The sequence below is a fragment of the Roseibium sp. genome (genome assembly GCF_051016195.1).
Taxonomy (GTDB): Bacteria; Pseudomonadota; Alphaproteobacteria; order Rhizobiales; family Stappiaceae; genus Roseibium.
This window is the reverse complement of record NZ_CP134616.1, coordinates 4,780,850-4,794,227: the sequence shown is the minus strand read 5'-3', so window position 1 is coordinate 4,794,227 and position 13,378 is coordinate 4,780,850. Positions and strand designations below refer to the sequence as shown.

The 13,378-nt window shown below is 58.8% G+C and carries 10 protein-coding genes; 2 read left to right on the top strand and 8 right to left on the bottom strand.

Annotated elements, in window-relative coordinates; translation table 11 throughout:
• Positions 1-7: 7 nt before the first annotated feature.
• The 4 genes from RDA78_RS21890 to RDA78_RS21875 form a co-directional block, all read right to left on the bottom strand.
• Positions 8-814 (bottom strand): ABC transporter permease, encoded by an 807-nt coding sequence (locus RDA78_RS21890; protein WP_434051891.1) that lies wholly within the window; start codon positions 812-814, stop codon positions 8-10.
• Positions 811-1,833: an ABC transporter permease gene (locus tag RDA78_RS21885; RefSeq protein ID WP_434051890.1), complete on the bottom strand. Its 1,023-nt coding sequence runs from the start codon at positions 1,831-1,833 to the stop codon at positions 811-813. The genes RDA78_RS21890 and RDA78_RS21885 overlap by 4 nt, the downstream gene beginning before the upstream one ends.
• The gene (locus RDA78_RS21880; protein WP_434051889.1) at positions 1,830-2,945 is read right to left on the bottom strand and encodes an ABC transporter ATP-binding protein; all 1,116 of its coding nucleotides are present in this window, start codon (positions 2,943-2,945) and stop codon (positions 1,830-1,832) included. Before RDA78_RS21880 ends, RDA78_RS21885 begins: the two co-directional genes overlap by 4 nt.
• A gap of 152 nt (positions 2,946-3,097) precedes the next feature.
• Positions 3,098-4,210, bottom strand: a complete 1,113-nt coding sequence (locus tag RDA78_RS21875; protein WP_434051888.1) for an ABC transporter substrate-binding protein — start codon at positions 4,208-4,210, stop codon at positions 3,098-3,100.
• Positions 4,211-4,541: 331 nt separating this feature from the next.
• Between RDA78_RS21875 and RDA78_RS21870 the strand changes: the two genes are divergently transcribed.
• Together RDA78_RS21870 and ppk2 are read left to right on the top strand one after the other, a co-directional pair.
• Positions 4,542-5,660: an isopenicillin N synthase family dioxygenase gene (locus RDA78_RS21870; RefSeq protein ID WP_434051887.1), complete on the top strand. Its 1,119-nt coding sequence runs from the start codon at positions 4,542-4,544 to the stop codon at positions 5,658-5,660.
• A gap of 261 nt (positions 5,661-5,921) precedes the next feature.
• Positions 5,922-6,932 (top strand): polyphosphate kinase 2, encoded by a 1,011-nt coding sequence (gene ppk2 / locus RDA78_RS21865; RefSeq protein ID WP_434051886.1) that lies wholly within the window; start codon positions 5,922-5,924, stop codon positions 6,930-6,932.
• Positions 6,933-7,007: 75 nt separating this feature from the next.
• Here the strand turns inward: ppk2 and RDA78_RS21860 are convergent, their stop codons facing one another.
• Genes RDA78_RS21860 through RDA78_RS21845 form a run of 4 tightly spaced genes read right to left on the bottom strand, consistent with a single transcriptional unit; the run spans position 7,008 to position 13,323 of the window.
• A complete protein-coding gene (locus RDA78_RS21860; RefSeq protein ID WP_434051885.1) occupies positions 7,008-9,440 on the bottom strand; it encodes a GcvT family protein in 2,433 nt (810 codons plus the stop codon).
• Positions 9,441-9,448: 8 nt separating this feature from the next.
• Positions 9,449-10,324: a choline/ethanolamine kinase family protein gene (locus tag RDA78_RS21855; RefSeq protein WP_434051884.1), complete on the bottom strand. Its 876-nt coding sequence runs from the start codon at positions 10,322-10,324 to the stop codon at positions 9,449-9,451.
• A gap of 3 nt (positions 10,325-10,327) precedes the next feature.
• Complete coding sequence (locus tag RDA78_RS21850) at positions 10,328-12,313, bottom strand: ABC transporter permease (RefSeq protein ID WP_434051883.1); 1,986 nt, start codon at positions 12,311-12,313, stop codon at positions 10,328-10,330.
• Entirely contained in the window at positions 12,310-13,323 is a 1,014-nt protein-coding gene (locus tag RDA78_RS21845; protein ID WP_434051882.1) for a quaternary amine ABC transporter ATP-binding protein, read from the bottom strand. Before RDA78_RS21845 ends, RDA78_RS21850 begins: the two co-directional genes overlap by 4 nt.
• Between the last annotated feature and the right edge of the window lie 55 nt (positions 13,324-13,378).

Sequence of the window (13,378 nt, the reverse complement as noted above, 5' to 3'; positions counted from 1 at the left end):
TTTCTGGTCAAGTGTCTTTTCGCGCCGGATCCGCACCGAGCAGGCGGGGCAGGTCGCCGTAGTGGGCAACGGCACTGAACACGGCGATCGAAACCAAAAGGAAGGTGATTGCCCCGACAGCCATTGTCGGCGTGAAACCGTTGCGCAGCGAGTTGAAGATCTGCAGCGTCACCGTGCTGTAGGAAGATGCCGAGACGAAAAAGATGACGATGAATTCGTGGAAACTCAGAACCACCACGAAGAAGAAACCGGACAAGGTGTATGACAGCGTCTGCGGCAGGATGATCGTCCGCAGGACTGTCGCTTCATCGGCGCCCATGGTTTGCGCCGCGTCCAGGTGGTACTTGTCAATTGATTGCAGCCCGATCGAAATTGTCACGAGCGGAAGCGCTGCAAGCAGTGCCGTATGGCTCAGGATGCCGGTGAAGATGTTCCCCAGTCCGCCGACGAAGGTCCACAGGAAGCTGAGACCGACGCCGAACACGATTGGCGGCAAGGCGAAGGGCAGTCCAGCAAGACCGGTGAGCGCACGGGAAAGCGGTGTGTTCCGCTTCCACTGATCATATGCGATCGGCCAGGTGATCAGGACCGCCAGTGTCGCACTCGCGAGCGCGACGATCACTGAGTTTTCCAATGAGCGCAGCCACACCGGTTCCGATACGAAAAACTCCCAGAACCGTGCAAACGTCGGATCTTGGGGCGGAAACAGCATCGAGCGTCCGCCGTTAAGGGCGGACAGGCAAACAATGACGATCGGAAGGCTGATATAGGCCGCGCAAATCAGCATGAAACCGTGTTTGAAAGCAGCTTTCATCGGCTCCGTTTCTCCGCAAGTCGGCTGAGCCAAAGGCTTGCCAGAATGAAAACCCCGGCCGTGCTCAGCAGCACCACTGCCTGAGCGGCGCCAAACGGCGCGTTGAGTGTCGCACCGCGGATCGCCTCGTAGATCGAAACGGGCAACGTCTGATGGGCGGGCTCCGCGAAATAGGTCACCGTGACATAGGCGCCAAGCAGATAGACGAACAGCAGCAGCAAGGTGCCCATGACGGGAATGCGGACCACTGGCACAGTCACCGTGCGCATGACTGTGAAGGAGCCCGCTCCCATGGTGCGCGCCGCCTCGATCATGGAGCGATCGATGCGCGACAGCGGAGCGTAAAGCAGGATCACCGCGTAGGGCCAAACCAGGTATGCCATGGTCAGCACGGTGGCCAGTTGCGACGTCTTGAACTTCACGTTGCGCGGGTTCGCCAGACCCCAGTCCTTGAGCACGGCGAGCCATCCGGTCTCCTTCAGCCACTCCGTTACGCCTGTCGCCTTGAAAAGAGCCGGCAGTCCCGAGCGGTTGGACAGCATGATGTCCCAGCCCATCACGATGAAGACTTCAGACATGGACAGGCTTGCAAGAATGAACACCAGCCAGGCGGCCTGGACCGGGCGTGAGCATTGACTGAGGAAATAGGTAAAGGGAAAAGCGAATGCGATGGCGATCAACGAACCGAGGACGGCATAGGCGAGCGTGTAGCCGAGCTTGTAGGCGTAGAGCAGCGTGATCTTGTCAGGCCATCCGATGCCTACGAAAACCCGCGCATAATTGCTTGGGTCAAATGCCCAGACCCAGCTCGCACCCTCGATCTTTTCGCCGAAACTGACCGCGACGACAAGCAGGATTGGCGACAGGAAAACAAACAGAAGGACAGCCGTTATCGCAGTCGTGACGACCGAGCGGGTGCCAAACCGTTGCAGCGTACCGGAAGAGGGGCTCAGGCGGCTTTGCCGCCGGGGACCCTTGTGCGAATGCGCAAGAGAGGCAGCTGCGGTCAGATCGCTCATGCGGCGACATTCTCGCGCTGGTCATCGGTTTGCGCTGTCGGATCCGCAGCGGCGCCGGTGGCTTGCCCGGGGAAACAGAGCAGGGCGCTGGCCTTCAGCCTGACACCCGTCGTCTCGCCCTGAACCACGGACGTGGCCTCCGAGGACGGCATTTCACAAATGACCCGCCCCGCGCTCGTCTCCACAAAGACTTCCCGGGTCGGGCCCACATCCCTCACGAATGTCACAGGACCGGACAAGGTGTTTGAGACGGTGCCGTCGACCGGACACAAGTCCACATTCTCCGGCCTGCAGACAAGTTGGACCGGGGAGCCATCCACGAAGGGGGCGGGTTTCTCCAGATCAAAAGGACATTCGCCTGCATAGACGCGGCCTCCACGAACCACACCGTCAAGGAAGTTCGCCTTGCCGATGAAGGACGCAACGAAAGGCGTTTCCGGGCGTTGATATATGTCCGTGGGTGACCCGATCTGCTCCGAAACCCCGTTGCTCATGACAACAATCTCGTCGGCCATCGTCATCGCTTCCCGCTGATCGTGGGTGACAACGATCGTCGTGATGTTCAACTGTTGCTGCAAAAGGCGGAGCTCTACCTGCATGGTTTCCCGCAGTTGAGCGTCCAGAGCTGACATCGGCTCATCAAGCAGGAAGACGTCCGGTTCCTGGGCGAGTGCCCGCGCTATCGCCACGCGCTGGCGCTGGCCGCCGGAGAGTTGACCGATCCGGCGGTCCTGGAAGTCCGCCATCTGCACGAGATCAAGCAGTTCCTGCGCCCGCTTCGAACGCGTTCTCTTTTCGATGCCTGAAATCATCAGGCTGTAGGCGACGTTCTCTCCCACCGACAGATGGGGGAACAGGGCAAAAGACTGAAACACCATGCCGAATTTCCGCTTGTTGGCTGGCAGCGTCGTGATGTCGTTGCCATTGAGCGAAAGGCTTCCCCGGGTCGGTGTTTCGAGCCCGGCGATGATGCGCAGCAGGGTCGTCTTGCCGCAGCCTGAGGGCCCCAGGAGCGCTGTCAACTTGCCCGTCGGGAAGACCAGGTCGATGTTCTGAAGGGCAGTTACCTCGCCATAAGTCTTTCTGACATCCTTTAGGACCAGTCCGGCCATAAAATCGCTACTCTCTAAATCTGGGTGTTGCGGGATATCCGCCTTTTGCGGCCGGATTCAACCGGCCACAAAGGTCTCGTCAGAACGTGTTGTCTGAGGCGGGTGGGATCAGTGGAGTGAAATCCATGTCTCCCGCCCGGACCAATATGCCGTCAGGCCCCGGCGAGCATCGCGTCCCACCGTTCCTTGATGAAGGTTTCGTTGTCGAGATAGGATTCATAAGCCGGCGTAATGATCGGCGATCCCGATACGAAGGCGAACTCTTCTTCCGTCAGGTCGGTGAGTTCCCTGTTGACCAGTGGCGCAGTGCCGATGTTGCGCGACATGAGTGCCTGCGTTGCGGGATCGCTTGAGAACGCCATGAATTCGTAAGCTTCACCCGTCTTTTCCGAAAGCGGGCTCAGGCACCAGGACCCGTAACCGATCGGGTTGCCTTCGGCAGGGAACAGCGGCTTGATCGGGAACCCGTCGGACGCCATGATGTTCGCGACGTCCAGATAGTAGGACCCGCCAATGACGTCTTCGTTTTTCATAGCCTGTTCCATCTGGCTTTCAGCTGACCACCAAAGCGCCACTTGCGGCTTCAACTCTGCAACCTTGTCCAGAACCGCGACGATCCCGTCTTCGGTCATCAGTGTTTCGGCTCCGTCGAAGAATGTCTTCGCCGTGATATCAAGCAAACGGCCGTCGATCTTCTTCGATATTCCGAGCGAACCTTCGAACGCGGGGTTCTCCCAGAATTCTTTCCAGCTCGTCGGAGCGGGTGTCACCTCATTCGGATTGATCACCATCGCGTTGAACCACGCCATCGAACCGACACCGACGAGACCGTCAGGACCTTCATAGAGGAACTCGGCATCCAGATTGGTCACGCCCGGAATCTTGGAGGCGTCGAGCGGCTTGAGCATATCGCCGATACGCGTTGCCTTTATCATGGTGTCCTTGCCGTAGAGCGACACGTCGGCCGGCACTGTTCCGGACGCAGCCGCCTGCTGCATCGTTACCAGCCAATCGCTGGAATTGGGTTGGGTAACGGACTCAACGGTTATGCCGGTTGCCTCGGTGAAGGCCGGATAGACGAATTTCTTGAAGCTGTCCTCAAAATACCCCCCATAAGACCCGATCTTGATCGACCGTGCCTGGGCGATCGCCGGCATGGCAAGCATCGAGCTTCCCGCCGCCAGCGCTGCGGCGCCCGCCGCGCCCTTCAGGATCGAACGGCGTGTCGGATAGCCAGCTCCCTGCGTTTTGAATTTCTGCGTCATCCAGCGTGTTCCTCTCAGTTTTCGGCGGCCCCTCGTTCGCCTACCTTGGTGGAACCTCATTGAGTTTGAGGCATGTATCCTCGCGAAGCACATTGCATGCCAAACAAAAAAGATAATAAAAACAGATAGATAAAAAGAAAGGCGATCACACGTAATTCGTCACCTGTGCGAATGCTAGGCGTTTTGCCTATTTTTTCTACATATACATTTATTGTGCAAATAAGTGTAGATGATATTCTGAATTTCAGCACGGACATTGATCGTTCACTCTTGGATGGATCGGGTCAAAGCTGGCTACATCCATTGTCCTGCCAAACGTCGGAACTTCATGATGCGCGATCTTTCGGACCACAACATGCTTGCTCAAAAGGCTGGAGGTGATGGAACCGATGATCAGATCGCGCTGAGTTCGGACGATGTTGCCCTCCCGGTCATCGACCTGTCGGGGCTCCACGCTGACGATCCGGCAGCTCTCGAGGCAGTGGCCGGCGAACTCGGAAAAGCGGCGAAAACGTCCGGTTTCTTCTACATAAAGAACCATGGCGTCGATCAGGCCCTGATTGACGAAGCGTTTGCAGCTTCGCGCGCCTTCCACACCAGGTCACGGCGTTACAAGATGAAGTACTGGTGCGGCTACAGCACCAATCATCGAGGTTACGTTCCGTTTGAAGAAAACGGCAGTGCGTTTCCGAAGACGATAAATTACAACGAAGCCTGGGACATGTCGTTCGAAGCACCGGCCGATCACCCGGACCATCTGGCCGGATGGCGGATGACGGGTCCAAACGTCTGGCCTGACCTTCCCGGTTGGCAGAGCACGATCTCGCAGTATTACGACGCCGTCTTCGGGCTCGGACTAAAGCTTCTGGGCGCGCTCGAGCTTGAACTTGGGGTGGAGGCCGGAACGCTCCGAAAACATGTCAATTGCCCCACATCCCAATTGCGTCTCCTGCGCTACCTGGAAAACGATGTTCCGGCGAGCAAGGATTTTGTCGGCATCGAGGCCCATTCGGATTTCGAATGCTTCACAATTCTCCTCCAGGGTGGCCCCGGCCTCCAGGTCCTCAATACCGATGACTACTGGATGGAGGCCCCGCCGATCCCCGGTACGTTCATTGTCAACATCGGAGATATTTTCGAAACTTGGTCCGGAGGGCTTTACAAGTCCACGCAGCACCGCGTGGTGAACACCGGCAAGGAGCGGTATTCGATGCCGCTTTTCTTCGGTCTTGACTATGACGCGGTGGTTGAACCTTTGCCGAAGTTCAAGACGCCCGAGACAACCGCAAAGTATCCGCCGATCAAGGCCGGTGACCACCTGATGCGCATGACCGTCGGCGCTTTCCGGTACATATCCGACGCGGTCGACAAGGGCGAGATCGAGCTTGATTTCGCGGTGCCCGAATCCAACCCGTTCAAGCGTCCGGCGAAGTCGATTTCCGACAAATAGCTGAAGCTGCAAGCATGCTTGAGGCTTGCTCCTGATCGCGTGCACCCGTGGACACGCGGGTTAGGGTCAGTACCCTCGGGCATTACGCCTGTGCTTTTCAGGTTGTTTGCGCAGAAAACGCCACCTCATTTGCCTGATGTCAATGCGCAGGGATCCGTTTTGGTCTTTGGTCCTGCCCGGGTTCGCTCCTGGCAAAGGACTATTTCCAGGAACATGGAAGCGTTCCCGAAGACGGCTCACCTTACCGACGGAAGGCACATCATGGATCAGACAGTGAAATCGGTCTCCTTACCAGACCGGGAAGCAGCGACCCCCGGCGCCGGCACATCGCTTGAGAGCTCCTCCGGGAAGACGTCCCGCACGTCTGCGAAACCCAAATCTGGTCGTCAGTCTGCAGTTCACAAGAGCCATTCCCTGCTGTTGCATGAGCGTTCGATTTCCAAGGGCAACAGAGCCGGTTTGCCCGACAACTACCCGTACAAGCGGCGTATGAACCGGGCGCAATACGAGGCGCGCAAACAGGAGCTCCAAATCGAGCTTCTGAAGGTGCAAAACTGGGTAAAAGACAGCGGCCAGCGCATCATCGCGATTTTTGAGGGTCGCGACGCGGCCGGCAAGGGAGGCACGATAAAACGGTTCATGGAACACCTGAACCCGCGCGGAGCGCGCGTCGTGGCGCTCGAAAAACCGACGGAAGAAGAAAAGGGACAGTGGTACTTCCAGCGCTACGTGCGGCATCTGCCCACCAAGGGGGAGATCGTGCTTTTCGACCGTTCCTGGTACAACAGGGCAGGCGTCGAAAAGGTCATGGGGTTCTGTTCCCCCGCCGAATACATGGAATTCATGCGCCAGGTTCCCGAGTTTGAACGCATGCTCGTCAGAAGCGGAATCCGGCTGTTCAAGTTCTGGTTTTCAGTCAGCCGCGAGGAACAATTGCGCCGGTTTCAGTCCCGCAACAGCGATCCCCTGAAACACTGGAAACTCAGCCCGGTCGATGTGCAATCCCTGGACATGTGGGACGACTATTCCGAGGCGAAGGAAAGCATGTTCTTTTACACCCACACCGCGGACGCACCCTGGACTGTCGTGCGATCAGACGACAAGAAACGGGCCCGGCTGAATTGCATGCGGTACTTCATCCGATCAATGTCCTATCCGGCGGCCGATACGGAAATCAATCTGGAAGCGGATGCGAAAATCGTCGGACCGGCAGACACGTTTTATCAGACCCTGCAGGATTTCGACGCGAGCAGGCAATTCAAGGTCGAGTAGAGCCCGCGTTCGACGGGCAATCAAAGGGAAGAGCCGGTGCGCAGCAAGCTGCGCACCGTCCGTCCGTTGAGTTCATCAGGTCTTGACCCGTTCCATTTTCGGATCAAGCAATGGTGCGAGCGTGACGTCGGCCTTTATGCGCTCGGTGCCGACTTCGAGCTCGTAGTCTGCCGCCAGAACATGGTCTTTCGTGACGCCGTCCGGATGCCGGACATAGCCGATCCCGATGCTCTTGCCGAGCGTGTGGCCATAGCCGCCTGAACTCAGCCAACCGCAGCGTTCGCCGTTGCGGTAAATCGTTTCCCGGCCGGACAGGATGACGTCGCCATTCGTCGTGAAGGTTACAAGCATCTTTTTCACGCCGTTCTCGCGCTGTGCCTGGACGGCGCTTCGGCCCTTGAAGTCGGCATTGGTCTTCATCTTGACGGCCCAGCCGAGCCCGGCCTCGTCGGGCGTATGGTCCGGCCCGATATCAGCCCCCCAGGCGCGATAGCCTTTTTCCAGGCGCAGCGTCTCGATTGCCCGGTAACCGGCGTTGCGCAGACCGAACTCTTTTCCTGCCTCGTGCAGGGCGTCATAAACCGTCTGTGCATATTCCGTTGGCAGATGCAGCTCCCATCCGAGTTCGCCGACATAGGTGATGCGCAGTGCAAGTACCGGACACCCCGCAATGCCGATCCGCTTAGCCTGAGCGAACGGAAATGCCTCGTTGCTGACATCGGCCCGGGTGCACTCGGACAAAATGGCACGCGCCTTGGGCCCGAACAGCGAGAGCACGGAATTTGAGGACGTGACATCTATGAGCTGGGCGTTCAGACCCTCGGGAATGTTGCGTCTGATCCAGTCGAAATCGTGCGTTGCAAAGCCGGTTCCGGTCACGATGTAATACTCGTCGATGGCCGTGCGCACACAGGTCAGATCGCACTCGATGCCACCGCGGTCATTCAGCATCTGCGTATAGATGATCGAGCCGGCCGGCTTGTCGACACGGTTCGCGGCTATCCAGCTCAGCGCGGCCTCGGCATCCGGTCCTTTCAGAGTGAACTTGGCGAAAGAGGTCTGGTCGAACAGAACCGCCGCCTCACGCGCAGCCTTGTGTTCGCGGCCGACCGGACCGTGCCAGTTTGGGCGCTCGAATGTGTAGATATCGCGTGCTTCTTCGCCGGCGTCTGCGAACCAGTTGGGGCGTTCCCAGCCGAGTTTTTCTCCAAAGACCGCTCCGGCGTCTTTCAAACGGTCATAGAGCGGTGAACGGCGGCAGGGCCTGCCGCTGTCGTGCTCCTCTGACGGCCAGGCCATGGTGTAGTGCTTGCCGTAGGCTTCCAGCGTGCGTGTTCTGACCCAGTCGGTGTCCGTGTGGGGGCGACCAAAACGGCGGATATCGACCGGCCAGAGGTCGTAAGGGGGGGCTCCTTTTGCAACCCATTGGGCCAGGGCCATGCCTGCACCGCCGCCGGCCGCAATTCCAAACGCGTTGAAGCCGGCGCCAACGAACACATTCTCCACTTCAGGCGCTTCACCCAGAATGAAATTGCCGTCGGGTGTGAAACTTTCCGGTCCATTGACCAATTGCTTGACGCCGACCTTTTCCAGGTCGGGCACGCGCGGCAAGGATAGCTCCATCAGCTGTTCGAAATGATCAAAATTGCTGTCCAGAAGCTGATAGTCGAATGGGTCCGGAACTCCATCGATGGCCCAGGGAATGCCGTTCGGCTCATAGCCGCCCATGACAAGACCGCCGACTTCTTCCTTGTAATAGGTAAGCCGGTCCGGATCGCGAAGTGTCGGCAAGTTGGAAGGAACACCGAAGGCCTCGGTAATCATGTATTGGTGCTCGACGGACGCGAGCGGCACGGTAACGCCGATTGTTGCGGCGAGATCGCGTGTCCATTGCCCGCAGCACAGGACAAGTTTCTCGCACGCTATCTCACCCGCCCCCGTTCGCACGCCCGTCATTTTTCCGTTTTCTGTCAGGATCTCCAGAACCGGCATGTTTTCGACCAACTTGGCCCCTGCAGCCCGCGCACCCTTGGCAAGCGCCTGCGTAATGTCAGACGGGCTCGCCTGGCCGTCTGTCGGCAGATACGCGGCCCCGACCACATCGCTGATATCCATCAATGGCCACAGGTCCTGCGCTTCACGCGGTGTCAGCAACTGCATGTCGAGACCGAAACTGTGCGCAGTCGTCGCCTGGCGTTTGACCTCTGTCCAGCGTTCCGTGTTGCAGGCGAGCCGCAGCCCGCCATTCATCTTCCATCCGGTCGCCTGACCGGTATCTGCTTCCAGCTTGTCGTATAGCGAGATCGAGTATCCCAGAAGCTGGGTGATGTTGGCGTTGGAGCGAAGCTGACCGACCAGACCCGCAGCGTGCCAGGTGGAACCGGATGTGAGCGCCGCCTTTTCAAGCAGCAGAACTTCCTGCCCCATCTGCGCCAGATGATAGGCCGTCGAACAACCGACGATGCCGCCGCCGATGATGATGATCTTCGAAGAGGAGGGGAGTGTCATGAAGGCTCTCACAATTCACGGAATTCGGAGAGGGCGGCGTTCAGCCGGCCCATGTTCTCGCTTGTGTAGGCGGCGTAATCGAAATCGAGATCCGAGTGGATTTCCGATGTCATCGACCAAAGTGTTTCGCGCATGAGAGATGCGCATTTCATCGCCGTGTAGGCGCGCCGGTGTTTTTCGGCAGGTGCCTCGAAATATTGCTCGAGCATTTGGTTTTCCTGGGCATCGCTGAGACCGTTGTTTGAGGCCAGACCCGCAAGATCGAACAGCGGCGAGTTGAAACCGCCATATTCCCAATCGATCAGCCAGAGCCGCTGGCCGTCATCAAGCAGATTGGCGGCGAGGAGGTCGTTGTGGCCGACGACCAGTTCCACCGGTCCGACGGCCTTTTCCAGGTCGCCAAGCGTATCCATAAGTGCCGGGAGCAATTCCGAATGGACCGATCCGTCGGCCTTCAGGCGTGTCGCATAGGTCCGGTTCACCTGAAACGGCCAGAAGGCGAGCACAGGCCCGGTGAGATGGTTCCCAAGGTCCCGATGTGCTCGGGCAACCAGATCAATGATCTTCACAAGGTTGGCGGGATTGCGGACATCGGCTTCCTCGAAAGTTTTCGCGTCCACAAAGTCAAGTACCAGAACGCCTTGCTCCTGGTGGACAACTGCCGGAGAAACTCCGGCCATCTCGGCAGCCCTGCTGAGCGCAAGTTCGTTCCAGCGCATGACCCCGTGCTCCGGAATGTCATCTCCCAGGCGCACGACAAACCGGCGGCTGCCGTCACGCACGAGAAGATTGACATTGGTGATGCCGCCGCCGAGCGGGGTGATGTCCTGAGGATCGGAAAAACAGGCAAGCGCGGCAGCGCGGGCAATGGCAGTTTCAGACATGCGTTACACCCCCAACCTTTCGCGCTGGCCTGCTGCAAGCGCATTGATGATCCTGTCGGTTATGATCGCGATAAAGGCAACGGACAGGCCGGCGACAATGCCTTGTCCTGCATTGGCCTTCGTCAGCGCGATATAGACTTCCTGACCCAGATCCCTTGTGCCGACGAGCGCCGTGATCACCAGCATGGACAGCGCCAGCATGATGGTTTGGTTGAGCCCCAGAAAGAGATGCGGTGTGGCCAGCGGCAGCTTGATTCGCCAAAGCAACTGCCGCTTCGTACAGCCTGACATCAGACCTGCTTCGATCAGCGGCGGCGGGACCTCCCTGAGCCCGTGCGCCGCGTAACGGACAGCCGGGGCGAGGGCATAGAGGATCACCGCAATCATCGCGCTGAAATCGCCCACCCGGAACAGCATCACGACCGGGATCAGGTAAACAAAGCTGGGCAGCGTCTGCAGCGTGTCCATGACCCCGAGGATGACGCGTCCAGCCCGTGGGCTTTCCGCGGCCCAGATGCCAAGCGGAATGCCGATGATCGTTGCAATCAGAACCGAGACCCCGCACAGGTAGATTGTCACCATGGCCTTCGGCCAGAGACCGGAGCCCGCGATGAAGGTCATCAGGAGAGCTGCGAGCAGGCCGATCTTCCAGCCACCGACGCGCCATGCGATCAGGGCGGTCGCGATAATGCCCCAGGCCCATGGTATGCCCGCGAAAAACTTCTTCACTGGCAGCAGCAGCCACTGAAGGATCACGGTCTTGATTGCCTCGAACGTGTCGAAAAAATTGACGTTGATCCATTCCATCGTGTTCGACCAGAACGGACCGGTCGTGATCGTCAGGGCATCCGGATAGGTTTGGACCGCCGGGATGAACTGACCGAGAACCAGCGTGGATGCAATGACAAGGAAGACGGTTCCGGACCAGGGGTGACGTTGCAGCATGTTGCCTTCCAGCGGATGACGTGTACTGCGTTCGGCGAAGGCTTGACTTGCGCGGTCGAGCGCGATCGCCATGGCCACGATGCCGAGACCGGCCTCGATGCCGCCACCGATATCAAGCCGCCGTAAGCTCGACAACACGTCGAAGCCAAGGCCGCCTGCACCAATCATGGAAGCAATGATCACCATGTTCAGCGTCAGCATGATCACCTGGTTTACCCCGACCATCAGCGTCGGGACCGCAGAGGGAACAAGAACCTTCCACATCATCTGCCGGTTGCGGCAACCGGCCATGCGACCCGCTTCGATCACCTCCGTCGGCACCGAATTCAGCGCAATGATCGTGACGCGGACCATGGGCGGCATGGCATAGATCACCGTGGCAACCAGAGCCGCGACCGGACCGAAGCCGAACAGGATCAGGATCGGAACGAGATAGGCAAAGACCGGGACGGTCTGCATGAGGTCCAGAACCGGCCGCAGCAAACGTTCAAACCAGCTGACACGATAAGCCAGGATACCGAGAAAGAGACCGCCGACGACACCGATCGGTACCGAGATCAGCACAGAGGCGAGTGTGACCATGGCGCTTTCCCACTGACCGAAAACGGCGAGGTAGAGAAAACAGGCACCCACGAGGACAGAAAGGAACCAGTCGCGGGCGTAGTGTCCGATTGCCATGATCGTAACGATCACCGCGATCCAGCTGAGCGCCGGCGCAATCTGGATGGCTGCATCGCCGACACCGCTGCTGAAGCCTTCGACCAGCAGGTTGCGCAGTATCTGGTAGGGAGCTTCGATCAGTGCCGAAATGGCCCGGGTGACATCACGGAACGAAAAGAAGTAGAAACCGGCGCTCTCGACCAGCCAGTCGAGAAAGGTGCTGATGTGGTCTTCGAGGGGAAACTCCCAGGCCTTGGGGTAGCGGACAATCCAGCGCGCGTCGAACGCCTTGTAGAGCTGAAAGGAATAGGTCGACAGCAGCCAGGTCGCCGCGAACAGTGCTCCCCAGAACAGCCAGCCCGACCGTGCAGCGCGTGAAATCATCTGCGCCCCACCAGCACGTCGATGACCGCCTTGCGGGAAATCTGCCCGACCGGCTTGTCACCCTCCATGACCTTGTGGGGCAGTTCCGAGGCTTCCACCGGATCGGCAATGGCGTCTATCACCGCATCGTGAGAAACCTCGCCAGCAAAACTGTCTCCGCTTAGCGGTTCCATGACCGATGCGGCGCGGATCACCTTCGCGCGGCTGACATGGCGCGTGAATTCGGCGACATAGTCTGTTGCGGGCTGCAGCACGAGTTCTTCCGGGGTCGCCACCTGCTCAATGATCCCGTCCTTCATCACGGCGATGCGATCCGCGAGGCGGATGGCTTCGTCGAAGTCATGGGTGATGAAGACAATCGTCTTGTGCAGAATGTTCTGGAGGCGCAGGAACTCGTCCTGCATTTCCCGCCGGATCAGCGGATCGAGCGCGGAAAACGGCTCGTCCAGGAACCAGATTTCCGGTTCCGCCGCCAGACTGCGGGCAATGCCGACGCGTTGTTGCTGGCCACCGGAAAGCTCGCGCGGGAAATAACCTTCACGCCCCTTGAGGCCCACCAGTTCCACGACTTCCCGGGCCCTGGCTTCCCGGGTCTTCTTGTCGACACCCTGGATGTCGAGCGGAAAAGCGGCATTTTCCAGAACCGTCAGATGCGGCAGCAGGGCGAACTGCTGGAACACCATGCCCATTTTCTTGCGCCGGATCTGGATCAGTTCTTCTTCGCTTGCACTGAGCAGATCCTTGCCCTCGAAGCGGATCTCGCCGGCGGTCGACTCCACGAGCCTCGACATGCACCGGACCAGCGTTGACTTGCCGGAACCTGAGAGGCCCATGATGACGAAAATCTCGCCCTTCCGGATCTCGACATTCACCGCCCGCACCGCTCCGATAAGATTGGCTGCTTCAAGATCGGCGGAAGAGGGGGTGGAATTGGTACTTAAAAACGTCTCTGCCTGTGCGCCGTAGAGCTTCCATACGTTCCGGCAATCGAGAATTACGGGCGTCGTCATCCAGTCCTCGGTGGAGGTTCTTTCCCGGCAATGGGGAAACTCTTTGGGCAGTCGT